This window comes from Bradyrhizobium sp. 155, from assembly GCF_023101105.1.
GTDB lineage: Bacteria > Pseudomonadota > Alphaproteobacteria > Rhizobiales > Xanthobacteraceae > Bradyrhizobium > Bradyrhizobium canariense_D.
Map to the genome: position 1 here is coordinate 69,887 of NZ_CP064705.1, position 22,213 is coordinate 92,099.

Consider the following 22,213-nt stretch of genomic DNA (forward strand, 5'->3'; position numbering starts at 1 on the left):
TGGGCTGCCCGGCTCCCGCAGTCCCTACGACGCCGCCCGCGAGGAGCAGCCGCGACGACGCTGGCAGGACAGGGAGATCAGATGACACCACTTCTTGAGATTACAGGGCTGCAGGTTGCTTTCGACCAGGTGCCGGTGCTGCGTGGAATAAATCTTGGCCTCCGCCGTGGCGAAGCGCTGGGCATGGTCGGCGAAAGTGGTTGCGGAAAGTCGGTGACTTGGCTTGCGGCGCTTGGTCTCTTGGGGTCGCGCGCTCGGACGGCAGGCAGCGTACGCTTTGCTGGCGAAGAGCTTCTCCATGCTCCCGCCCGTCATCTGGAACAGGTGCGTGGTCGCCGAATTGCAATGATCTTTCAGGATCCGACCAGCGCGCTCAATCCGGTGCGTACCGTGGGCGATCAGATCGGCGAAGCTCTGCAGCTCCATCGTGGGATGGACAGGCGCAGCGCGCTGAATGAAGCGCGTCGTCTGCTGGATCAGGTCGGCATTCCCGATGCGGCGCGACGGCTTGGCGGCTATCCGCACGAGTTTTCCGGTGGGCAGAATCAGCGGGTCATGATTGCCATGGCGCTTGCGGGACAGCCCGACATCCTCATCGCCGATGAACCCACCACCGCTTTGGACGTCACTATTCAGGCGCAAATCCTTAAGCTTCTGCAAGAGATTCAACGCGAAAGAGGCATGGCGCTGGTCCTGATCTCACATGATCTGGGCGTTGTCGCCGAGATCTGCGAGCGCGTGCTGGTGCTTTACGCCGGGCACATCATTGAAGAAGCACCCGCTGTGCGTCTGTTCGACCATCCCACTCATCCATATACACGCGGGCTTGTTGGGGCCCTCCCGAATCTGGACGGGCCTCGGCAGCGCCTCGCCGCCATTCCCGGTGTCGTTCCGAGCCCGGCGGACCTTCCGCCAGGATGTCCCTTCGCGCCACGCTGCGACCTGCGCACGGACCGGTGTGGTGAATGCACTGTCGAATTGACTTCTGTGGAGGATAATGCCGACCACAGAATTGCCTGCCTGCATGTCACCGGCCAGCGGTGTCAGGACGAGACCGTCGCCGCATGACGATGACGGTCGCACCGCTTCTCCAAGCCGATGGGCTTGTCCGACGATATTCCTTGCGCCAGGGCCTGTTTCGGGGTCACTCGACGGTCCACGCCGTCAATGGACTGTCGCTGTCTCTGGCCAGCGGTGAGACGCTCGGACTTGTTGGCGAATCGGGCTGCGGAAAATCCACCGCGGGCCGGCTTCTCATTGGCCTGGAACGACCGGATGCGGGCACCGTCAGCTTCGGCGGAGAAGAGTTGCCGCCGATGGGCGATATCCGTTGGCGGCATCTCAGGATGCGAATCCAAATGGTATTTCAGGACCCGCTGGGGGCGCTCGATCGCCGGTTGACGATCGGGGCGCAAATCGCAGAACCGCTCGAAATTCATCAGATCGGCAGCAAGTCCGAAAGAGCGGACCTGATCAATAGGCTCCTCGCTGACGTTGGCCTCAGAACCGATCACGGGGCGCGCTATCCTCATGAACTCTCAGGTGGCCAACGCCAGCGTGCGGTGTTGGCACGGGCACTCGCGACTGATCCGGACCTCATCGTGTGCGACGAGCCGGTGTCCGCGCTCGACGTCTCGATCCAGGCTCAAGTCGTCAATCTTCTGCGTGACCTGCAGGAGCGGCGGCGCATGGCGATGATCTTCATCAGCCATGACCTGCGCGTCGTTCGGCAGATCAGTGATCGCATCGCGGTGATGTATCTCGGCTCGATCGTCGAAGAAGGCTCGCCCGATGCAGTTCTGCGCGCCCCCTTGCATCCGTATTCAAAAGCGCTGGTTTCTGCCGTACCCAGGTCTGGACGGCGTAGCGAGCGGACGATCCTGCAAGGTGATCCGCCCAATCCATCGGCGCGGCCCGCCGGCTGCGCCTTCCATCCACGTTGCCCGGCGGCTCTTCCGGCCTGCGCACGGATTGTGCCCGAGCTCACATCCGTAGGCGCAGGACGCAGGGTCGCTTGCCATTTGATCAACAGGGATGGTCTCCATGTTGGGAGCGTCGCCTGATGACCCGCTTCATCATGACTCGGGTGGCTCGCGCCGTGCTCACCATAGCGATGGTAGTCACATTCGCCTTCGTGGTTCTGCGAGCCTCTGGCGATCCCGCTCGCGCGATGCTGTCGCCGGAAACGTCGGCCGATGCGGTCGAGGCGTTTCGCAAGGCTTGGGGGCTCGATGCACCACTCTGGGTCCAATACGTAAAATATCTTCTTGCGGTCGTCCACGGAGATCTCGGCCAATCCATGCGGGACGGGCGTACTGCCGCCACGGTTGTTGCCGAACGCATCCCGGTCACGCTGATGCTCACTGCTCCGGCACTCGCCCTCAATCTTCTCCTAGGCATTCCGGCCGGCATCTATGCAGCCCTCAAGCGCGACAGTTTCACGGACCGTCTGGTGATGATGGTGACGGTAGCGGGCTTCACCGTGCCATCATTCGTGCTCGGGCTCGTACTCGTGCTCGCCTTTGCGGTCGAGCTTCCCTGGTTTCCTTCAGGGGGCGCCGGCAGCGTGCGCCATATGGTCCTGCCGGTGGTCACGCTTGGCCTTGGCGGCGCGGCCGTTCTGGCTCGTTTCACCCGCAGCGCCATGCTCGAGGTGCTCGGGCAAGCCTATATCCGCACGGCGAGTGCCAAGGGTGTGCCATGGCGCAGAGTCGTGACGGGTCATGCCCTGCCCAATGCCGCCATACCAGTGTTGACCATCGTGGGTTTGATGGTAGGCAACTTAATCGCGGGGACGGTGCTCGTCGAAAGCGTCTTTTCCTGGCCGGGAATCGGCAGTCTGCTCGTCGTCTCCGTCGTAAGTCGCGATCTGGCTGTGGTCCAATGCATCTTGCTGCTGGTGGCAGCCGCCATGATCGCGACGAACCTCGCAGTCGATCTCCTTTACGGTATGTTCGATCCGCGTCTGCGCGATACGCGCTCTGCTGGAGGAGCGTAGATGGCGGAAATGTCTGCCGGACAGATGTCGTTTGCTCACGTTAAGAAGAAGAGAGTACTTCGTTGGCGCAATGTTGCTGTGCAAGGCGCCATCGCTTGGCTCGCGCTCATGCTCGTCATCGCGATCCTGGCAGATCGTCTCGCTCCCTATGATTATGCCGCACTTGATCTTCGGCATCGTCTCGCCGCGCCTATTGGCTTCGGGGGGCACGTATCGCATCTGTTTGGCACCGACGAGCTTGGCAGGGATCTGCTGGCGCGCTTACTTATATCGATCCGGATGAGCCTTTTCATTGCTTTTGGAGCCACGTTGATAGGCGCATGCCTGGGCACCACGCTCGGCTTTCTCGCCGCCCATTTCCGCGGCTGGGTCGAACAGGTCATCCTCGCATGTGTCGATTTCCAGGCCAGCATGCCGTTTCTCGTTCTGGCGCTCGCCGTACTTGCTTTTGTCGGTAACTCTCTGCTGCTCTTCGTGGCCCTCCTTGGCCTTCATGGCTGGGAGCGATACGCGCGCGTCACGCGTGCGCTCGCGATGAGCGCGAACACGCAGGGCTATGCGGTCGCCGTACGCCAGCTGGGCGCGGGACCTTGCCGCCTTTACCTGCGCCACATCCTACCGAACATCGCCTCAACCTTGATCGTCACCATGACTCTTGCCTTTCCGGATATTATTCTGCTCGAGAGTGGTCTGAGCTTCCTTGGTCTGGGCGTGCAGCCCCCGCTCACCTCCCTCGGCAATATGATCGGCTATGGTCGTGACTATCTGACCCGCGCGCCCTGGATACTCGTCCCCTCTTCGCTGATCATCTCGCTCACCACACTGTCCATCTCGTTGGTGGGGGACTGGCTGCGCGACCGCATGGACAAGACATTATCGTGAAGGCCTCTGTAACTTCCCCTGCTACCCGCCGCGTCATCCTTGTCAGTTTCGATGGGCTCCGTCCCGATCTTATAAACGCTACAGCGACTCCTCATCTTCACAGGCTGCAGCGCCAGGGCGTGACCCTCGGCCGGAATGTCACCGTCTATCCGAGCGAAACGCGGGCGGCGATGCCTAGTCTTGTTACCGGCGCATCACCCGGGCGCCATGGCATGGTCGGGAACCAATACCTCGACCGCGCAGCTGTGCCGTCCCGCTACATCGACACGGCCGATGACCAACTGGTCGAAACCCTGGATACGTTGAGCGGCGGGCGTCTCATGGGCGTGCCAACGCTCGGCGAGGTTCTTGCCGCCCACGGCAAGACGCTCGCGGTGCTCGCGTCGAATTCTGCCGGGACGACCCGCTTGTTCAACCACAAGGCGCGCACGCTCGGCCATCCCACAATCTCGGGGCACTTCGCGCGGCTCGCGACTTCCCGATCTCTTCTCGATGCGCTGAATGCTCGAATCGGTCCGCCCCCGCCGCCCCCGCCTGCAGGAACGCCCGACCTCGCAGCGCAGAGCTACCTGACGGCGGCTTTGCTCGACATCGTCTGGCCACAGCTTCGGCCTGACGTCACCATTCTCTCCTTTGGCGAACCGGACAGCTCGTCTCATTACTGCGGCACGGCAGAGGTACGGACCTTGGAAGCGCTCGCCTGGGCCGATCAGCAATTCGGTCGCGTTCTGGACTGGTGGGAGGCTGAAGGCCGGCGGCAGGACGTCCACATCATTGCCGTCTCAGATCATGGACACGTGAGCGTCCATGCGCAGGCTGACGTTCACCAAGTGCTCAGAGATGCCGGATTTCGTTGCGGCTCGGCGCCTGGGCAAGACGTAGATGCGATCGTCGTTCCCGGGCAGGTGGGGGCCATTTATCTGGCAGACCCCTCGGAGCTGAAGATCCGGCGAGCCGTCGCAGCAATGACCAAGGCGCCGTGGTGCGGACCGATCTTCACCGCTGGACGAAATGACGTCGAGGGCATCGCGCCGGGCAGTTTTGCGCGACAGCTTGTGATGGCAGATCATGCCCGTTCCAGCGACATCCTTTTCTCCTACCGCGCCGATAGTGAAGTCGATCCATTCGGACTCATCGGCCGAACCTGGAGCAACGACGCGCCGATCGGACTGGGAGTACATGGCGGCTTGCATCATAAAGAGATGGCGGCGGTCGGCATTCTCGCCGGGACTGCCTTCCGCTCGGGCAGCCTTTCAGAAGTTCCGTCGGGAATCTGCGACATCGCGCCGACCATTCTGCATCTCCTGGGAATTGTCGCCCCTAGCCAAATGGATGGGCGCGTCCTCAACGAGACGTTTGCGACATTGCCCCGGGCTGCACCCGGGTCGGTCGTAGAGACCGTCTACGAGGCGAGCTCCTCCACTTACCACCAGGTCTTGCGCCGCATACAGGTAGGAGCCGCAGCCTATATCGAAGGCGGCTTTGCAGAGAACGCCGCGTGAACCTGGTGGCTTTCGCATGCGGGAGCGGGGCCGGCAGCTCCTCGAGCGCCGGGATGCTGTCCCGCAGCTCGTCCGGAAAGCCGCGCCATCTCCAAGAAAGCGCGTCTGGCCAGAGCGCGAGCTGAGCGGGCCGAGGAGTATCAAGAACTCCTCCGTAGCCGTTTTGCCCGGAGCTGGTATGACGGTGCTCTCCGGGTCGATATTGCCAACTACGAACGATGGCTGCCGAAGCATCTGAGAGGAGCTTTCAAGCACTACGAAGAAGGCGTCCGCCTGCGGGTGATTGGAAAACGAAGCATGTCGACCTGGTGCCTTCGTTGGACGATCGACAGTTGGCAGATCTCATCTATCAATTGGATCGCGATGTTGCGTACGCGGAAAATGAAACCGATAGACAGGCGCTGGACCGGTGGTTCGATGGGGCGGGTAGCAAGGCGGATGGACGGCAGCCGAATGGAGTTTGGCTACATCTGCGATGGAACTGTTGAAACCTTTGAATCTAAATGATAAATACAGTTTCAACTCGGCTTGGGTTGCGTCCCTCTGATCGGTGCCCGCATCATGCGCGCTCTCGATGGCTTCGGAATGTTAGGTTCCGGCATTCGGATTCTCGGAACAAGCGCCATCTGCGCTTATGAGGCCTCCTCCGGCATCAGAATCGATCCTGGCTTGGCCACGACGGAAGACGACATCGATCTTCTGTTCGACGCGCGCGGCGGCCTTACGTCAAGCGTGCTCGCGTCGGCAGCTGGGATCTGGAGGCGCAGTGACGACCGGTCGCGTCAGGCGGACGCCGCTTTCTGAAGACTGTCCCGCGCGCGACAGAGATCGTCGGCCTTCGCCGCATTCTCCAGAGCAGCAGTTCGGCTGACGCTGTCGGCACGCCGGCCCGCTGCAGCATCCCGATCTTCCGCTCCCTGCGCGCGGAGTTGGCCAACCGTCGAGCAGGTGAGGTCGTGCGCGCGCTTGCCTGGGTCGGTCCCGAGAGTGCAAGACAAGCGTTGCGGTCCGTCAGCCAAAGACTGCCCCCCAACTGAAGTGCGCGAACTGAGGTCTGCCGCATCTTCATTGCCGATTTGGCTTAGGCGGTAAGCGAACTGCGCGTTGGACAAGTTTCTAAAGTTTATCCGATGCCGAGCGTCGAGAGGCGCTCGGCATTGCTGCTTCGAACTCAGGACGGCCTGCACATGTTCTAGAAAAGATGTTTGGGTCGTTTGGTGCCTGAAGCGTAAGCGCGATTTTCTCCGCACGGTGACGCCCGCGCTTTTGACGGATGGCCTTCGTATCGAGGGCGGCATCTGACCCGTTCAGGCAGCGGCGGTTTTGGGGAAGTTGAAGGGCAGCAGGTCGGTAATATCGGCGTCGCCCGCGCGCTGAGGCAATTCGGTGAGGACGTGGCGCAACCAGGCTAACGGCTCGACGCGTGAGGCGCGGCAGGTCAGCATCAGACTGTAGACGACGGCACTGGCCCTGGCTCCCTCGACGGTGTCGCTGAACAGCCAGCTCTTTCTGCCAGTGGCAAAGATTCTGATATCGCGCTCCAGGAGATTGTTGTCGATCGGCATCCTGCCATCTTGCGTGTAGCGCGTCAGATATTCCCATTGGTTCAGAGTGTAGGATACAGCATCGCCAAGCTTGCTGTCGGGCAAGACCTTCGGGGCGATTTGATCGAGCCATTCCTTGAGGGCGTTCAGGACGGGAATGCTGTGTTGCTGGCGGAAGCGGCGAATGCATTGATCTGGCGTTTCGCCTCGGTCTGGTTTTTCGTCCCGCGCCTGCCTTTCAACCCGGTAAAGCTGTTCGAAGAACCGCAGCGCCTGCTCGGGCGGACCGCCGCCCTTCTTCCTCGCCTTGAGGGCATCGACAAAGCGCCGTCGGGAGTGGGCCATGCATCCAATGTGGGTGGTCCCTTCCAGCGTGCGCCATGCGGTATAGCCGTCACTCATCACGATGCCACGGTAATCGCCGAGGAAGGCCTGCGGGTGGATCTGGCCGCGGCCCGGCTGATAATCCAGAAGAACGATGGGCTCGTGACTGCCCTGGCCGCTGCGATAAGCCCACATGTACGATGTGCTGGTGGCTTTTTTGTCCTTCTCCTTGAGGACCTGAACCGTCGTCTCGTCGCCATGGATGAGAGGTTGCAGTCTGAGCCGCAGCTTCAGGGCGTCTGAGATGCGATGCAGATGCTTCTCGCTCGAGCCGATCACCCAGTGACCCAAAGCGCCGCGGCTGACAGGAACACCTGCGCGTTCGAAGGCCTGCGCCAGACGGTAGAGCGGCGTGCCATCGACATATTTGTGAACCAGCGCGAACGCCAGCGTTGAGGCCGTGGCAACGCTGCCCGGCAAGGGCTGCGTCGGCATCGGCGCGGTCACGACAGGGGCATTGATCCCGGTGCGATCGCAACGGCGGCACCCATATTTGAAGCGCACATTCTGTAAAACCTTCGCCTTCACCTCGATATGAAGTTGCTCGGTGACAGTCTCGCCCATGCGATGCATCTGGCCACGGCAGCAAGGACACGCCTTCTGATCGTCGGGCAGGTCATACTCGACCCGCTCCCGACTTGCCGGCATCAACCGGCACAGGAATGTTTTTGTCTCCCGACCGGCCTGCCGCCCGCGGCATAACCCAATGGGAGAATACAATGGCCCAATGGCCGGCCACCAGGTCATCATCGAAGTCGAAGAAGCCTAACCACGAGGCGTTCGTAGTCACCGGTTGAAGGCGAGAGTGTGTTTTGGACCAAGCTCGGTGCGGCCTGGTCGCATGACGACGGCAAGGGGTTCAACGTCGACCTAACCGTTAGCGGCCGGCTCTTCATTCGCGAACGCAAGACTGGAAGCGCCTGACCGGCTCCATAGCCGGCCGCATTAGCTGCCGGCTCAGCGAAGTAGCCTTGTGCGATTCTTCCGTAAGCGCGAATTTCCCTGCACCTTTTGCTTTTGAGTGCTCTGATGCATGAGGTGTCCACCAAAATAGGTGGACACCTTGTGATGGCAGACGATGATCAGAAACTGCGGGTCAGGCTTGTTGGTCGGAACGGTCGCCGGCGCTACGAGGCGGCATCGAAGGAGCGTCTTGTCGCGAGTTGTCTTGAGCCTGGCGTTTCGGTATCGAGACTTGCGCTCGAACACGGGGTCAACGCGAACCTGCTTCGGAAATGGATCAAGAAGCACACCGCGACCAGGTCTGTCCCGCGGTCTCCCCCATCGGCGTTCATCCCGGTTCAACTTGAGGGGGCTTCCGATCGCGCCCTGTCGCGGGGGAGCAGCGTGGCGATGGTGGGTTTGCCGGCGGCTTGCGATGAAGTGCGCGGGTCGGAACCCAAGGGGACTACAGCTTTTTGTTCTCCGGCCAAAGTGAGCGCGTCGCTGCCGAACGGCGTGAAGGTCGCGCTGGAATGCGGCGATGTGGATGCATTGACGGCGATCATCGGAGCCCTGGGCCATGTTCAGACTGGGCGGTGACCTGCAGGTCTATCTGCACCGTGAGCCGATCGACTTCCGGGCTGGCATCAACAGCCTTGCGGTTCTGGTCCAGGAGACGATGGCGCTCGATCCGTTCGCTCCGGCGGTTTTTGCGTTCTGCAATCGCCGTTGCGACCGGATGAAGTTGCTGTTCTTCGACCGGTCCGGCTTTGTGCTGGTCCTGAAGCGGCTGACCGAGGACAAGTTCCGATGGCCGCGCCGCCAGGAGGCGGTCGTCACGCTGACGACCGAGCAATTGCACTGGATCCTTGACGGCATCGATATCGATGCGATGGTCCGCCATCCGGTGCGGCAATATCAGGTTGCCGGCTGAGCTCTCGACTTGAGCGGTTGACGCGTCGGTACGGTTCAGATTCAAGAATCCGATGAATCGAACCGGCGAACCGAGTGTCGAAGCGCTGTTGGCGCGCATTGCTGCGCTGCAGGTGGAGAATCGTCAGCTCACGGAGCGCGTCGTCAGGCTCGAGGAAGAACTGGCGCTGGCACGCCTGCATCGTTTTGCGCCGCGCAGCGAAAAGCACGTCGACCGTCTGTTCAATGAAGCCGAGCAGGCCGCCGACGAGGATGATGCCGGCAGCGAAACGGACAATATCGCCGAACTTCCGGACACGGGCTTGCCACCCGTCGAAAGCACAACGGGAAAGAAGCGCGGCCGCAGACCGCTGCCGGCGAACCTGCCGCGTGAGCGGGTCGAGTATGACCTGCCCGACGATCAGAAGGCGTGTCCTTGCTGCCGTGGCCAGATGCATCGCATGGGCGAGACTGTCACCGAGCAACTTCATATCGAGGTGAAGGCGAAGGTTTTACAGAATGTGCGCTTCAAATATGGGTGCCGCCATTGCGATCGCACCGGGATCAATGCCCCTGTCGTGACCGCGCCGATGCCGACGCAGCCCTTGCCGGGCAGCGTTGCCACGGCCTCAACGCTGGCGTTCGCGCTGGTTCACAAATATGTCGATGGCACGCCGCTCTACCGTCTGGCGCAGGCCTTCGAACGCGCAGGTGTTCCTGTCAGCCGCGGCGCTTTGGGTCACTGGGTGATCGGCTCGAGCGAGAAGCATCTGCATCGCATCTCAGACGCCCTGAAGCTGCGGCTCAGACTGCAACCTCTCATCCATGGCGACGAGACGACGGTTCAGGTCCTCAAGGAGAAGGACAAAAAAGCCACCAGCACATCGTACATGTGGGCTTATCGCAGCGGCCAGGGCAGTCACGAGCCCATCGTTCTTCTGGATTATCAGCCGGGCCGCGGCCAGATCCACCCGCAGGCCTTCCTCGGCGATTACCGTGGCATCGTGATGAGTGACGGCTATACCGCATGGCGCACGCTGGAAGGGACCACCCACATTGGATGCATGGCCCACTCCCGACGGCGCTTTGTCGATGCCCTCAAGGCGAGGAAGAAGGGCGGCGGCCCGCCAGAGCAGGCGCTGCGGTTCTTCGAACAGCTTTACCGGGTTGAAAGGCAGGCGCGGGACGAAAAACCAGACAGAGGCGAAACGCCAGATCAATGCATTCGCCGCTTCCGCCAGCAACACAGCATTCCCGTCCTGAACGCCCTCAAGGAATGGCTCGATCAAATCGCCCCGAAGGTCTTGCCCGACAGCAAGCTTGGCGATGCCGTATCCTACACTCTGAACCAATGGTCATATCTGACGCGCTACACGCAAGACGGCAGGATGCCGATCGACAACAATCTCCTGGAGCGCGATATCAGAATCTTTGCCACTGGCAGAAAGAGCTGGCTGTTCAGCGACACCGTCGAGGGAGCCAGGGCCAGTGCCGTCGTCTACAGTCTGATGCTGACCTGCCGCGCCTCACGCGTCGAGCCGTTAGCCTGGTTGCGCCACGTGCTCACCGAATTGCCTCAGCGCGCCGACGACGCCGATATCACCGACCTGCTGCCCTTCAACTTCCCCAAAACCGCCGCTGCCTGAACGGGTCAGATGCCGCCCTCGATACGAAGGCCATCCGTCAAAAGCGCGGGCGTCATCGTGCGGAGAAAATCGCGCTTACATTCTTCCCAGAGCAGCGGTTAGGCACGCTGGCGTGGTGAGGGAAACCATCCTCCAGCTCTCGGAGATGATCGAAGCCCGTTGACAGCTGATGACCCGCAACGTGCAGAGCTACCCGCCCGCATCGGAACGGTGCGGGGCAATTCGTGTCCGGGCTCAGCTTCTCATGCCTACCACCTCAGATCCATTCTGCATGTTCGATGACGTCATCCGAGCGCACGCAGATTGCAACATGAGATCGGTCAAGCAACCATGAGCGCGTATGAATAGGGCTTCCTTCCATGAAGGCGGCGCGAATCGAACGCACGGGATGGCCCTCCTTTTCCAGAAGCGCGACAAACGCAGTGATGTAGTGATCATCCTCATAATTGGCGTAGAGCTCCCTGTTCTCCTCTTCGCTCAGACTTCGAAATAGAGCTTCCGGGCCAATTTGAGCGCGATCTGGTACGCCGAGGTTATGTTTGTTGTCCTCGAAAAGCTTCCAGTAGGCGATATCGGTCAGGTCAACACAATCTCTCAGGTCGATTGTCGCTTTGAGCACCGCTGGTTTCTGGCTGCGCCGACGGCCTACTTCACTTGCCCACAACCTGGCCGCCTGCGGCGCATCCTGAAAGAGATAGAAACCCATCCCAAGCCATTTCGGCCGGCGATTGAGCCGGTTTGCGGTGCGGATCCCATCTCTTTGGATATCGAGACGTCCTTGCTCCGTCGTCCCGTGAAAACCAACAACTTTCATGCCATAAAAATGACGGCACTTGCGTGCCGCCATCCCCCCTTACAGATCGTCTATTTCTTGTCTTTTGCTGGAGCGCCTGAGATCTCGAACATATTGGACCACTTCGATTTCACGAGCGCGTCTTCGGTCTTCCGTTTATCCGCCTCAATGAGTTCGGCGATGTTCTTGCTGGCTTCACTGGCTGTCTTTGCAAAAGACTTTGGGTCTATACGTTCATAGATAGGTTTTGAACTCATCGCAGACTCCTGCTGGAGCCCGGAGCCAAGGTCATGCACTCCGTTTCGCGGAGGCACTGAGACCTCCTCCGGAGCGTTGGAAAACGATGGGTTGACTGCCTTCCCGTTGTATATACGTCTTTCGCTGTCGTAAATCCGAAGTTGCACAATCGTGGTCACGATCGAAATGAAGAGAAGGAAGTAATCAGTACCTGTGGTCCCTGGGTCTCTTGCAACCAGCTGCAGCCGCGATCACTACAAGAGAGAGCGGAAAGAAAAGGAAACTGATGAAGATGTTCTTCGCGACCTCGCGTGCACGATCGTAACGTTTGAATTCCGCCTGCGTGAGCGGCTGCCTCAACACTATTCCCAGAGTATGCTTCTTGAGCAGAAGATAGAGCAGGTTCAGCTCGTACCAGATGCCACGATACTGCTGCTTGACGGGATACCGAGCAAGCGAGAGGGTTTTTGCCGAGAGTATTATCTGGATGCCCGAAAAAAGCACGGTGGTCACGAACGCAACTTGTGCGCCGCGCGTCGTATGACCCGCAACGAAGAGCGAGCTGAACATGGTCATGAAGCTGTCGAAGACAGTATCCTCCGGAAAATGCAGCACACGCAAAGGTAAATGCAAAAGGCCCAGTACACGAATAGGTTCCACTTCTATGCTTAAAATTTGATGATTCCAAGCGAGAATGTGCCCTTATTTCTCAGCTTTTCAGCCTACCGCCCCAAACGGCCTTGGACAGGTAACCAAGACGGTCATTCGAGAGCCGAAGCGCGAAGGGGTGCATGACGAAGCTGCCGCGGCAACTGGCGGACTTGAAAAGGCGCGACCGCCACGGTTGCTGAGTGGGCCGCTGGCCGACAAGGGCCCTTCCACAAGTGCTGCGTTGCCGCAGCTGAGCATTCTTCATTGGCAGCGTTGACCTGCCAAATAATCAAGATGAGCCGGGCCTTTCGGCCCAGCTTTCTTTGCGGAAGTTTCCGTGCGCCGCCGGCGCGCGGGCTGCAATTTTCGGGTGCGGCAGCCTTCTGGCTAATCCGGCGTCCGGGCGAACAACCTCCAACGGATAGAGCGCTGGGTTGCCAAAATAGTAAGGCTACCAGACACCGGTCTCCAGTGGCTTGGGCGGAGCCTTGCGCCACTCAGGGGCTCCCGGCGACCTGGAGCGCGATGCCGCTTCTTGCCCGCTAAATGTCCCCCGACAAAAACCCTCAGGCTGCTTCCTTCTCCGCGTTTTTCGGGTCGCCGGCACGGCCCGATGGCCGCGAACAAGGAGAGACGAGATGAGCAAGGGACGCTATTGCGCTTGAGGATATGCCTATGAGGAGCGACGCAACTGCAATTGTCCGAAATCCCATAGCTTACCATCAATGGCTTTTGTTGCCCGCGAATAGCTTCAGAACGTTACTTTCAACTTCAGATACGGAAACACCGCTAGGCCGTTCCACTCCAGAACCTTCACCGTTGAGAACTGCTGGGTTACTTGGAGGACGCCGCTGAGCTGGACATTCGCGTTGGACACCCAATCGGCCCGTGCAGACGCCTGAAGGATAAGGTCATCGCGACCACCTGGGAATTCAGTGAAGTGCCTGCCCTGGATAAAGCCACCGGCGGACGCGGTGAGCCCGGCAACCGGCGTTTGCCATGTGACGCCGCCTACCAGTTTCGAAGAGGCGTTCCGCTGAGTTGCGACGTCGGAGAACGTGAACTCGCCCTCGGCAACGAAAGTACCTGCGATGCAGAACGCTTCATTCCCCTTGACACCGCAAAGGGTGCCCCCAAAATCCATATTGTTACGGGCCCAGGCGATCGACGGGGTGAACAGCTCGACTAGATAAGGATTGAATCCGGAGCCGTACACGGTGCTTGAGCCAAGCGAGTAACTCATGACATCGGAAGTCGTGGTCCCGTCCGTCTTGCCCGGCGCGACAATCTTCAGGACCTGATTGTAGGTCGCGCTGTTGAAGAGGATGTCAACGTTCTTGGCTACTAGCTTAGCGTAGCGCTGGTCATTTACTCCGGTTTGGAAGATGAAACTATCGGCAACTCCGACCGGCACGTTTACGGTAATAGAGCCCGTCGTGCCAAAGACGGTGTCTCCAACTGCGTGAGGCGTCTTTGCGGCGTTGGTATCGAAGACGGATTGAGTTGTAGCACCGACCACAATTCTAGTTTCCCGTGGCTTAGCGACCACGACGCTTTCAGTGACCACCTTCTTCTTCCGAACTGTCCTGGTTTCCCGATCGAGGCCGTATCTCTTTATGGCCCGGTCCCGCGCGTCGGTCGTCATTGGCAGCATGAGGCCCTTCTCCGCGAGTACCTTGTCCAACCTTCGCTGCTGCTCCTCAGGCGGCACATCGATAACCTCTTTTGTCGTGTAGGTCTGTACCCTCGTTTTGGTTATGATTTCCGTTTCAGGCAGGTCTGGCTTTCGGTCCCTAGGCGGCGTGAGGGTCTCAATCCGCACCTGAAGGTTCGGATCAACCTGAGCGTACGCGGCCGCGGCTGGAAGAACGACAATTGCCGCAATCAGGCCAGATATTCTTAAAGAACCCCGCTGCATGTCCAACTCCGGGAAAAGATATGAAACAACGATTGAGCAAAAAACATCGGGTTCTACTGTCAGCAGTGATTGCCGCGGTCTGCTCGATGCCAGGAAACGGAGCCAGGGCCGATCCGTTAAGCATTGGGGCCGATCCCAACCTACAAAGCCGAATAGAGCAAACATCTCCAGGAGCGGCGGAGCGCCTGCTCAACAATCTGCGAGAAAACCCACCAGTAGCTTCGCCTAAGAAGACCCTGCGCTCCCGCTCCTCCCACCATCAACGTGGCGCTACAAATCTCCGCGCGCGCTAAGTGGCTATGGCGTGAGCATCAGGGACAGCTAAATTGTGTTGAACCCCCGGACCTCAGGTTATAAAACCACATCACAAGTTCAAGTAGAATTTTGGCTCAATACATTTTTCCTCTGGAGCGCTTCTGGCGCTCGACAATCGGGTGAACCGCATGTTTGCCAGCCCCGCACTACTTTTCTGCCGGTACCTTGCTCTGGCCATACTAGTTGGAGTTGCTCTTCATCCTGCATCATCCCTGGCCTGGGGATACAAGGGGCATCGGGTGGTCGGCTCCATCGCCGACCAGATGCTCACGGACAATGCTAGGCAGCAGGTCGCTCAGATCCTGGGTTTTGATCTCAAGACTGCCGGACCTTGGTTAGATTGCGTAAAAAGCGTCGCCCGCCAGAACGACGGCTCTTTCGTTTACACGACCGATGCCAACCATCCCGAATACGAGACCCCCTGCACCCAGTTCAGGACGGCTACTGAACAGCCGCGGATGGAGGACTATGTCGCGCGCAACTGGTCGCAGTGCAGCTATAGGTCAAGCAATGTCGAACGTGGTTGCCATAACACTTACCACTTCGACGATGTCGCGATTCAACGGGATCGCTTCGACCGCAATTTCCAAGGCACAAATGACCACGATCTGGTTGCAGCCACGAATGCTACCATTGCCGTCCTGCTCGGGCGGCCTTCACCGCCTCCGTTCTCAATCAAAGATAAAAAAGAAGCGCTTTTTGTACTATCCCACCTCATGGGGGATCTCCACCAGCCTCTCCACGTGGGCTCGGTGTACCTGGATGAGGCGGGCAGTCTCGTAGATCCGGATGTAACGCATACGATTGACCCTGCGACAGAGACCACGGGCGGCAATAGCATCCTGGAAAATCACAACAACTTCCATGGTGAATGGGACGCCATTCCAGGCGACCTTGGCGAGGCTATGACTCCGGAGCTGCTCGCCATCGCGAAAGCGGTTCCGACCGATCACGGCCGCATTGAAAACTGGCCGGTGGCATGGGCAACCGACACCGTTCTGGCTGCTCAGGAGGTATTCTCCGGCGCGAATTTTGCCCGGAGCGGTCGTAGATGGACCGTCACGTATGGCGATCGCGACGCCTACCTGCGTCAGGTTGACACAATGAAGCGCAGGCAGCTTGCCAAAGCTGGTGCTAGACTCGCTGCACTTTTGAACGCCGTTTGGCCCTGAACCCCGGAGCCGGTGTCCTCCCTGCGGCGCCCCATTCGACCGATTACCTCACCGATGGCTTGTTAAGTGGTAGCCTTGTGCTGCTGCATACAAGTTGCCAGCTAAACTGGGCTCGTGCCCTGACGAACGGCCCGCGTTGTCGCGTATGCCCTCATGGGAGCGGCAGTAGCGGCGTCTTCATTTCAGGCCCAAGCGAGAGGAAGCCGAACGTACAGGGGGCCTTGAGGGTTTGCTGAGCGAGTTCGGATTACTCGGCCGGAAGCGTCTGCGAAAAGTTGGTCAGCGCACCGCCTTGACGGTCGTACAGATTACTGTCGATCTGGTGCGCGAGGACGTTCCGACGGATAGGCCCGTCATCTCTGGAATGGCTTTGGCGAGATCGCCAGCTAGGCGATCGATCACCTTGGCGCCCCAACTCTCGCGTTCCTGCCATCCAGAATATCACGACCGGTGGTGCAGTAGAGAAAGACCAGCTCACGATGACGACATGCGGCCGGTGCCGTGTCGCCGTGACTTTTCTGCTTCAGGTCTGCGACCAATGCCGTATAGGTCTGCGCGTCTATTTCGGCGCCGTATCGAATGTCCTTGCGCGGTGAGGAGCGGGTTTCGGCGGCCGAGGTCATGCGGCCCCCTTTAGGCGCTTCTTCGCCAGCATGGCGCGGACGAACTTGTCCCATTTCGCCATCCCGGCCCGCTTCTCGGCGATGTAGTTCCAGCGGTCGTAGTGCCTTGAGCTGACGTCTTGCAAGGCGTGGTTTTGCAGGCGGTCGCGGATTTCCTTCGGGATACCGCTGTGCCGGCCAGCGTCTTGACGGTCCGGCGCAGGTCCCGGTTCGTCGCTTAGGGGATCACGCCGCGGTCTCGCTGGCGCCACATCAACGAATAAAGCGTGCCGTGGCTGACCGGCTTCGACGGGTCCTTGGCGGAAGGCAAGAACCAGCCGTGTTCGTTTACGTTGATGGACGAGATCAACTCTGCGGCCAGATCTGGCACCGGAACGGCATGGGGCTGGTCGTTCTTGGTCTTCGACCAGTCGATGATCTTCTCATTAGCGGACCGACGGCCCTACCTATCTCTTTGTCTCTTTCGGAAACAACCTTGCCTCGATCAGCGTGTATTTCGCACCTGCGCATCGGGCGACACTAGAGGTCCACTGGCTCAAACCGGTGAAGCCGGACATAGACGACTCCGTCGCGGCGCCGGTGCACAATCAGGCGCAGCCAGTCAGGCGTGCTAGTCTTCTCATAGAATCCTTGCTCGACTTCGCCGCCTCACCGAAGCTTTCGATGGCCTCCTGGAGCCGCTTTGGGAATTTGCCGGGATGTCGAGTGCGTAGCTCTCGAGCATATAGAAGGTGTCGGCGCGCCAATGCCGCGCCGTTTTCTTCGGGTTGGTGAGGCTTGTCACCTCCGAATTCGATCTTTTTGGCGCCAAGCGGATCGGCAAGGACAAGCCAGTCGTCCTGGACGAACCTGTAGGTCCGAACATTGCCCTCGATGATGATCTCGAAGCCGAGATCGTGTAGCCGCTGCTCGGCCTCACCTATCTTTGCTTCGCATCGCGCGGGGCCGCGCCACTCGTTCTGGTATAGAAAGGCCGGAGGAGCCTGCGCCGCGTGCTGCACCATCGGTTCCAACTCCCGTCGCTTCTGCTCGCGCTCCTTTTCGGCGCGGTCACTGGCGAGCAACGTTTCGTGCAGGTAATCGGCCGCGAGCTTGAATGCCGTGCCGAGCACCGTGCATTGGTGCATATTGCCGTAACCCCTCAGCTGACGTTCCAGCCTGCCTGGGTACGCGAACCCGCCGCGCGCGCCGAATGCGGTCGTGCCATTCCCACATAACGGGCATGCCGCGCGCTCTTCGATGCCGGGATATGAGGCCAGCGCCGGATCGACCTTGGCGTGCTGGATCACGGCTCCGGCGGTATCGCGCTTCCATTTTTCCCACGCCCTCGTTGTGCAGCCATAGTAGCTGAACAGCAGGTCAGCACTCGCTCGAGGCTGCAGTCGGATCAGGTCATGGCGAAGGTCGGACAGCTCGCGTCGTAATGCCTTGATCTCTTGAGCCCGCGGGCCGATCGGCGGCGAATAGTTGGGTCGGTATGTCCTTTTGGGCATGATAATGCTCGCGCTCAAAACACTTTTGCGCATCTAATAATAGCCGGAATCCTTTTTTCGCGCTGAGTAACTAAAAAAGGCTTCTCGAACCGAACGAAAACCAGAACGGGGCCGCGTTAGCTTCCTTGGCCGCGGCTCACCAAATGCTTGGTGGACCACGCTCATACCTGCTCGACCTCCCGGAGAGTAGCCGCACGTACTTTCATGTGCCTGCAGCAGACCGATCGAATCCAAATGATACTGGGCGTATATCGGACGCGACGCTATCCCGAAGTTACTTGTTGTAATTGCGAAAGAATTTTGCTACTACTTAAGGTGCGGATCCGAGGATACTTTCTTTGGTCTCTTTGCGTCTCCATACGGTGGTGGTTCTCTAAGAACCTCATAATTCCTCTTTTCGTATGGATGGAGTGGTCTTACATCTTGCTGTAGATGAGAGTCGCGACTTTCGAGAGACATGGCATCAAATGGCAGTGAAGAAATCCAGTAGAGCGGCGGCTAAAAAGTCCACCGCCGGTACCGGGCATTCGGGCAACTTGGTTGGAGCAACCTTCCGAATGCTACCTCCCGCAGAGGTGAAGAAGGCCGCGGGGGGGAGCTGGGTCACAGTAGGCGAAAGCAAGAATCCCGGCGTGAAGCGGATAAAAAACCTGTACAAGACGGCTGGTTACGATCCGATCGGGGCGACGCCAGACGGAGTCGTCATCGTGAAGCCGCCAGGTAAGCCACGCGGATTCAGTGTGCAGCGCCTAGAGAAGGCCATCACAGGTGTTCGCGGAAGATCTTAATGTCTCGCCCATCTGCGGACCTGGCTGTCTTCATAAATTGTCCCTTCGATAAGAAATATAGACCTTTTTTCGACGCGATAGTTTTCACTGTCGCTCGCTGCGGCTTCCAGCCTCGTTGCGCGCTCGAAAGTATCGATAGCGGGGGGACCCGGATCGAAAAGATCATGAAGCTGGTCGAACAATGCCGGTATGGCATTCACGATCTTTGTCGAACTGAGCTGGATAGTACAAGTCGACTACCGCGGTTCAACATGCCCCTTGAACTAGGAATTTTCTTGGGAGCGAAGCGATTTGGAACAGCGCAACAGCGTCGGAAAAGTTGTTTGGTGTTGGACAAAGAGAAGTATCGATATCAGAAATTTATCTCCGACATCGCCGGGCAAGACATACAGTCGCATAACGGAAATACCAATTCTGTCATAGCTCAGGTCCGCGACTTTCTTCGAGCGGAGTCAAATCAGAAAGTTCTTCCTGGCGGGACTGTGATAGCCAAGGAATATATGGAATTCGAAAAGCAAAAGCGCAAGATTTGCAAAAAACTCGACTTGGACCTTATCGCATCGACTTTTACGGACCAAGCCTACATTATCGCATACTGGATCAAGCAAAAAGCTGTCGGCTGATCTGCTGCTTCACTCGAAAGCAATCGAGCCCATCGGTCCCATTCACAGAGTTTCGTGGGACATCGATCGCTCCCGGCGCGGTCGCAGCCAATCTTCGCTGGGCAGCCGGTGGAGGAGCGGTGATCAAGGAGGACCGCGGCACGGGCGCGTGCGTCGATGTCGTCTATCCGACGATAGGGACGTGAAGGCTCAAGCTCTATAGCCGGCCCACATGGTCGGCTTTTTCCCATTTCGACTCGAGATCGTCTGCAACGCACTTAGGCAATGGAGGCGTCCCGTGGTCGAAATAGCTCCGGAAATCGACGTGAACGCGCATGTTGTCCGGACGATAAGGTGCCATCCGATCATAAAGCAGGATGTGGTCTGTTTCGAACCGCTTGTAGACGGATTTGTGCATTGGTGACGCGGACTCGCCCGTCTCCGGATCGACAGGAAGGTGGCGCACACCGGCCGTCAGGATGCTGCCCGCTTGCTCATTGTGTTGCGGTCCGGCGGGGTCTGGAGATAGCCGCAAGACGCTGCCATGATGCTTGAGACCATCGGGGACGAGCGACGCCCCAGCGACCATCCATTTTAGCGCCACGTCCGACAGGCGCGCTTCATTCTCCAGATAGCCACCACCAATGTCGGCGTGTACGCCCGGAAACCAGACTTGCTCGAAATAGAGATTGCCGTGAGCATCGCGTTGGTCCTGCTTCTCGGCAGTCGGCGACCAGGGAACCCGTTTGAAATCGGCGCGGTTCTCGTCGATCGAAATCGCATGTTTGGCGTAGCCGACATTGCGGTTCAATGTGGTGTCATAGAATTTGTGCTTGGGGGGCGCCAGGTGCAGGGTCATGAGCTGCTTGGCCAGACTGTAGGCCGGCATTGGCGGCGCGACCTTGGGATAATTCCTCAGAAACGCAATCAGTGCGGCTGTGATGCCGAAATAGCTCAAGATGCGGGCTGCCCATACAGCCCACGGAAAGTAAGGCTCGAGCACGCTGCCGCCCGCATGCAGTCCGACCAGGATGGCGATGCCAAGCGCTACGAGCGCAGATCCAAGATATCTGTGCCCGAGAGCCGCGACGGTATCGAAGACGCCGATGAAATACGGAAATACATTGGCCTGTTCGACCTCGCCAACGGTCTGTGAACTGCCATGCTCGCGCCGGAATTGCGCTGCGATGGCATCCCGCGTTTCGAGCAGGAATTTTCGGTAACCTATGGTGTCCTTCCGGGTGTAGGAGGGGCAGAATTGGTAAACATTCTTGACCGCGTGCTCGGCCAACTTCTTGATACTTTTGGAGTCGCGGTTGAGGGGAGAACCATCGGGCAGGTATTGCGGGATGCCGCATTGGGTCATCACGCCGGCGACAGATCGAACCGTATAGGCGCCGCGACTGAAGCCGATCAGATAGATTCGATCGCCCTCTTCGTAGAGAGCGATGATCGCCGCGTAGCAATCGACGATGTTGCGGGTGATCCCGAGGCCCGTTGCCATGCTGGCCAGGTTGTAGAGCCACCGCATCCAGCCAGTCTTGAAGTGGCCGCCGTCGGAAGCCGACCCCAGACCAGGATCGTAGAAGGCCACCTGTGCTGATGGCTCAACCTTGGTATCAGGACCAACGCGACAAGCTCGGTAGAGCTTGTAGACGTTCGTTCTAGCCTCGTCGAAATTGATGCCGCCGGCCTGGCCGGTGCCATCTGAGAAGATCACAATGTTCTTCGGCATTTCACCCCATCCCGAGTGTGATAGTTCCGAAAATGTATGATAGATTGTGCCTGCGGAATACTTGGGCCGATCGTGCTGCTGCATATTCGGAGCGGCGCTGAGCTGGTCGGAGCCGAACGCTTGCCCGCAGTTCGGACGCGGCGATCGACACGCTCACCCGGCCGTCTGCAGCAATCACACACGGCGAAAGGCGTAGATCGCGTTCAACGGAGGCGGCGCGTCCAGAATGTGCATTCGAGTTGCGTACTGCCGTGACATGTCGACGAACTCGCCGATCAGATCGGGTCGGTTATTTCTCTTTTGAAAGGATGAGATCCGCAGCACGAGCATTGGCTTTCAGTTGCTCCAAGCTCGTTGCGTTGGGAATGATGCGGACATTGGCGTTTTGGCCAGCACCCAGGCAAGGGAAATCACCGCAGGTTAGATCGACCGGCCCGCCGAGATGCGCCCGACATCGTGCCACCCAAGCAAGGATTGCGGCCCGACGTCGATATAACGTTAGCGCCGCTCCGCCGAAGGCGGCTGCGCCACGGGAGATCGCACGCTTTAGAGCGCCTTTGCCGCGGGCAAGCCTTCTCCGATCTCATTCCCGAGGCGGCGCGCCTCGGATCAAAAAGAGGGAGCTATGGTTCCGGTCCAGCGCCTTGGCCTGGCCGATTAGTTGTGTGCCCTCCAACCCCACGCATGATTTCGACCCGCACGCCTGCTGTGGCGCAGTTATCGTGCATCATTACGTGAGTGCGCGACGTGCACCGAATCAGCACACGGCCTATTCTCCAACGGAGTCGCTGATTCTCTTCTTCATTGGCCAACGTCGGGCAGCCAGGAGCTACATCATGAGATTCTGCGATCCATCGCACGGGTTGCAGACTCATCGCTCTCCTGCTTGCGGTGGTCGCTTTAGTGTGGATCCGAGTGACCATTGGCCGTCCTCCGAGAAAGACGAATCAGCCGAATCGCGCAGCAGCGGAAGCGTGTCGCGATTTTGGGCTCCTGGTACAGGATAGTCTCCGCAAAAGAATTTCCTAAGCTAGTAAAGTTGAAGGAAGTGCCATTTTTCTGCGGCAGTCTCGGTG

At 59.1% G+C, this 22,213-nt stretch carries 18 protein-coding genes and 2 pseudogenes; 11 read left to right on the forward strand and 9 right to left on the reverse strand.

Annotated elements, in window-relative coordinates:
- Positions 1-81 precede the first annotated feature (81 nt).
- From IVA93_RS37700 to IVA93_RS37725, 6 genes are all read left to right on the forward strand, one after another.
- Positions 82-1,068 (forward strand): ABC transporter ATP-binding protein, encoded by a 987-nt coding sequence (locus IVA93_RS37700; RefSeq protein WP_247790020.1) that lies wholly within the window; start codon positions 82-84, stop codon positions 1,066-1,068.
- Positions 1,065-2,063: an ABC transporter ATP-binding protein gene (locus IVA93_RS37705; protein WP_276577890.1), complete on the forward strand. Its 999-nt coding sequence runs from the start codon at positions 1,065-1,067 to the stop codon at positions 2,061-2,063. Before IVA93_RS37700 ends, IVA93_RS37705 begins: the two co-directional genes overlap by 4 nt.
- Positions 2,063-2,998 (forward strand): ABC transporter permease, encoded by a 936-nt coding sequence (locus IVA93_RS37710; RefSeq protein ID WP_247342512.1) that lies wholly within the window; start codon positions 2,063-2,065, stop codon positions 2,996-2,998. Before IVA93_RS37705 ends, IVA93_RS37710 begins: the two co-directional genes overlap by 1 nt.
- The gene (locus IVA93_RS37715; RefSeq protein ID WP_524536882.1) at positions 2,999-3,880 is read left to right on the forward strand and encodes an ABC transporter permease; all 882 of its coding nucleotides are present in this window, start codon (positions 2,999-3,001) and stop codon (positions 3,878-3,880) included.
- Complete coding sequence (locus tag IVA93_RS37720; protein ID WP_247790021.1) at positions 3,877-5,382, forward strand: alkaline phosphatase family protein; 1,506 nt, start codon at positions 3,877-3,879, stop codon at positions 5,380-5,382. The genes IVA93_RS37715 and IVA93_RS37720 overlap by 4 nt, the downstream gene beginning before the upstream one ends.
- A gap of 585 nt (positions 5,383-5,967) precedes the next feature.
- Complete coding sequence (locus IVA93_RS37725) at positions 5,968-6,186, forward strand: GSU2403 family nucleotidyltransferase fold protein (protein ID WP_247790092.1); 219 nt, start codon at positions 5,968-5,970, stop codon at positions 6,184-6,186.
- A gap of 503 nt (positions 6,187-6,689) precedes the next feature.
- Here IVA93_RS37725 and tnpC (IVA93_RS37730) read toward each other — a convergent pair.
- Positions 6,690-8,000 (reverse strand): annotated as a pseudogene (gene tnpC / locus IVA93_RS37730) (IS66 family transposase); the annotation flags it as partial.
- Positions 8,001-8,378: 378 nt separating this feature from the next.
- Between tnpC (IVA93_RS37730) and tnpA the strand changes: the two are divergent.
- The 3 genes from tnpA to tnpC (IVA93_RS37745) are packed head-to-tail and all read left to right on the forward strand — an operon-like array spanning position 8,379 to position 10,810.
- Entirely contained in the window at positions 8,379-8,852 is a 474-nt protein-coding gene (tnpA, locus tag IVA93_RS37735) for an IS66-like element accessory protein TnpA (RefSeq protein WP_247790022.1), read from the forward strand.
- Positions 8,833-9,186: an IS66 family insertion sequence element accessory protein TnpB gene (gene tnpB, locus IVA93_RS37740; protein WP_148750250.1), complete on the forward strand. Its 354-nt coding sequence runs from the start codon at positions 8,833-8,835 to the stop codon at positions 9,184-9,186. The genes tnpA and tnpB overlap by 20 nt, the downstream gene beginning before the upstream one ends.
- A gap of 52 nt (positions 9,187-9,238) precedes the next feature.
- A complete protein-coding gene (gene tnpC, locus IVA93_RS37745; RefSeq protein ID WP_247384585.1) occupies positions 9,239-10,810 on the forward strand; it encodes an IS66 family transposase in 1,572 nt (523 codons plus the stop codon).
- Between the two features lie 256 nt (positions 10,811-11,066).
- Here the strand turns inward: tnpC (IVA93_RS37745) and IVA93_RS37750 are convergent, their stop codons facing one another.
- The 4 genes from IVA93_RS37750 to IVA93_RS37765 all read right to left on the reverse strand — a co-directional run bounded on the left by IVA93_RS37750 (position 11,067) and on the right by IVA93_RS37765 (position 14,409).
- Positions 11,067-11,657: a hypothetical protein gene (locus IVA93_RS37750; protein WP_247790023.1), complete on the reverse strand. Its 591-nt coding sequence runs from the start codon at positions 11,655-11,657 to the stop codon at positions 11,067-11,069.
- A gap of 17 nt (positions 11,658-11,674) precedes the next feature.
- On the reverse strand, positions 11,675-11,860 hold the full coding sequence (locus tag IVA93_RS37755) for a hypothetical protein (RefSeq protein WP_247790024.1): 186 nt from the start codon (positions 11,858-11,860) through the stop codon (positions 11,675-11,677).
- Between the two features lie 184 nt (positions 11,861-12,044).
- Positions 12,045-12,416 carry a hypothetical protein gene (locus IVA93_RS37760; protein WP_247790025.1) on the reverse strand — a complete coding sequence of 124 codons (372 nt, stop codon included), beginning with the start codon at positions 12,414-12,416 and terminating at the stop codon, positions 12,045-12,047.
- 826 nt (positions 12,417-13,242) lie between these two features.
- On the reverse strand, positions 13,243-14,409 hold the full coding sequence (locus IVA93_RS37765) for a hypothetical protein (RefSeq protein ID WP_247790026.1): 1,167 nt from the start codon (positions 14,407-14,409) through the stop codon (positions 13,243-13,245).
- Between the two features lie 443 nt (positions 14,410-14,852).
- Between IVA93_RS37765 and IVA93_RS37770 the strand changes: the two genes are divergently transcribed.
- Positions 14,853-15,896: a S1/P1 nuclease gene (locus IVA93_RS37770; RefSeq protein WP_247790027.1), complete on the forward strand. Its 1,044-nt coding sequence runs from the start codon at positions 14,853-14,855 to the stop codon at positions 15,894-15,896.
- Positions 15,897-16,294: 398 nt separating this feature from the next.
- Here IVA93_RS37770 and IVA93_RS41080 read toward each other — a convergent pair whose 3' ends face one another.
- From IVA93_RS41080 to IVA93_RS37785, 3 genes and pseudogenes are all read right to left on the reverse strand, one after another.
- Positions 16,295-16,519, reverse strand: coding sequence for a hypothetical protein (locus IVA93_RS41080; RefSeq protein WP_346016096.1), 225 nt, complete (start codon positions 16,517-16,519; stop codon positions 16,295-16,297).
- A pseudogene (locus IVA93_RS37780) lies at positions 16,516-16,949 on the reverse strand (site-specific integrase); the annotation flags it as partial. The gene IVA93_RS41080 and the pseudogene IVA93_RS37780, both read right to left, overlap by 4 nt.
- A gap of 157 nt (positions 16,950-17,106) precedes the next feature.
- The gene (locus IVA93_RS37785; RefSeq protein ID WP_247790028.1) at positions 17,107-18,045 is read right to left on the reverse strand and encodes a hypothetical protein; all 939 of its coding nucleotides are present in this window, start codon (positions 18,043-18,045) and stop codon (positions 17,107-17,109) included.
- Positions 18,046-18,964: 919 nt separating this feature from the next.
- Between IVA93_RS37785 and IVA93_RS37790 the strand changes: the two genes are divergently transcribed.
- Positions 18,965-19,423 (forward strand): hypothetical protein, encoded by a 459-nt coding sequence (locus tag IVA93_RS37790; RefSeq protein WP_247790029.1) that lies wholly within the window; start codon positions 18,965-18,967, stop codon positions 19,421-19,423.
- Positions 19,424-19,619: 196 nt separating this feature from the next.
- On the opposite strand, the gene IVA93_RS37795 is transcribed toward IVA93_RS37790, so the two are convergent.
- Positions 19,620-21,137 carry a T6SS phospholipase effector Tle1-like catalytic domain-containing protein gene (locus IVA93_RS37795; protein ID WP_247790030.1) on the reverse strand — a complete coding sequence of 506 codons (1,518 nt, stop codon included), beginning with the start codon at positions 21,135-21,137 and terminating at the stop codon, positions 19,620-19,622.
- Between the last annotated feature and the right edge of the window lie 1,076 nt (positions 21,138-22,213).

Excerpts from the sequence above, each read along its gene's own strand:
- IVA93_RS41080 (WP_346016096.1), bottom strand. The coding sequence starts at position 16,519 with ATGACCTCGGCCGCCGAAACCCGCTCCTCACCGCGCAAGGACATTCGA.
- IVA93_RS37755 (WP_247790024.1), bottom strand. The coding sequence starts at position 11,860 with ATGAGTTCAAAACCTATCTATGAACGTATAGACCCAAAGTCTTTTGCA.
- IVA93_RS37710 (WP_247342512.1), top strand. The coding sequence starts at position 2,063 with ATGACCCGCTTCATCATGACTCGGGTGGCTCGCGCCGTGCTCACCATA.
- tnpA (WP_247790022.1), top strand. The coding sequence starts at position 8,379 with ATGGCAGACGATGATCAGAAACTGCGGGTCAGGCTTGTTGGTCGGAAC.
- IVA93_RS37770 (WP_247790027.1), top strand. The coding sequence starts at position 14,853 with ATGTTTGCCAGCCCCGCACTACTTTTCTGCCGGTACCTTGCTCTGGCC.
- IVA93_RS37705 (WP_276577890.1), top strand. The coding sequence starts at position 1,065 with ATGACGATGACGGTCGCACCGCTTCTCCAAGCCGATGGGCTTGTCCGA.
- IVA93_RS37725 (WP_247790092.1), top strand. The coding sequence starts at position 5,968 with ATGTTAGGTTCCGGCATTCGGATTCTCGGAACAAGCGCCATCTGCGCT.
- tnpC (WP_247384585.1), top strand. The coding sequence starts at position 9,239 with ATGAATCGAACCGGCGAACCGAGTGTCGAAGCGCTGTTGGCGCGCATT.
- IVA93_RS37700 (WP_247790020.1), top strand. The coding sequence starts at position 82 with ATGACACCACTTCTTGAGATTACAGGGCTGCAGGTTGCTTTCGACCAG.
- tnpB (WP_148750250.1), top strand. The coding sequence starts at position 8,833 with ATGTTCAGACTGGGCGGTGACCTGCAGGTCTATCTGCACCGTGAGCCG.
- IVA93_RS37765 (WP_247790026.1), bottom strand. The coding sequence starts at position 14,409 with ATGCAGCGGGGTTCTTTAAGAATATCTGGCCTGATTGCGGCAATTGTC.
- IVA93_RS37715 (WP_524536882.1), top strand. The coding sequence starts at position 2,999 with ATGGCGGAAATGTCTGCCGGACAGATGTCGTTTGCTCACGTTAAGAAG.
- IVA93_RS37750 (WP_247790023.1), bottom strand. The coding sequence starts at position 11,657 with ATGGCGGCACGCAAGTGCCGTCATTTTTATGGCATGAAAGTTGTTGGT.
- IVA93_RS37760 (WP_247790025.1), bottom strand. The coding sequence starts at position 12,416 with ATGACCATGTTCAGCTCGCTCTTCGTTGCGGGTCATACGACGCGCGGC.
- IVA93_RS37790 (WP_247790029.1), top strand. The coding sequence starts at position 18,965 with ATGAAGCTGGTCGAACAATGCCGGTATGGCATTCACGATCTTTGTCGA.
- IVA93_RS37785 (WP_247790028.1), bottom strand. The coding sequence starts at position 18,045 with ATGCGCAAAAGTGTTTTGAGCGCGAGCATTATCATGCCCAAAAGGACA.
- IVA93_RS37795 (WP_247790030.1), bottom strand. The coding sequence starts at position 21,137 with ATGCCGAAGAACATTGTGATCTTCTCAGATGGCACCGGCCAGGCCGGC.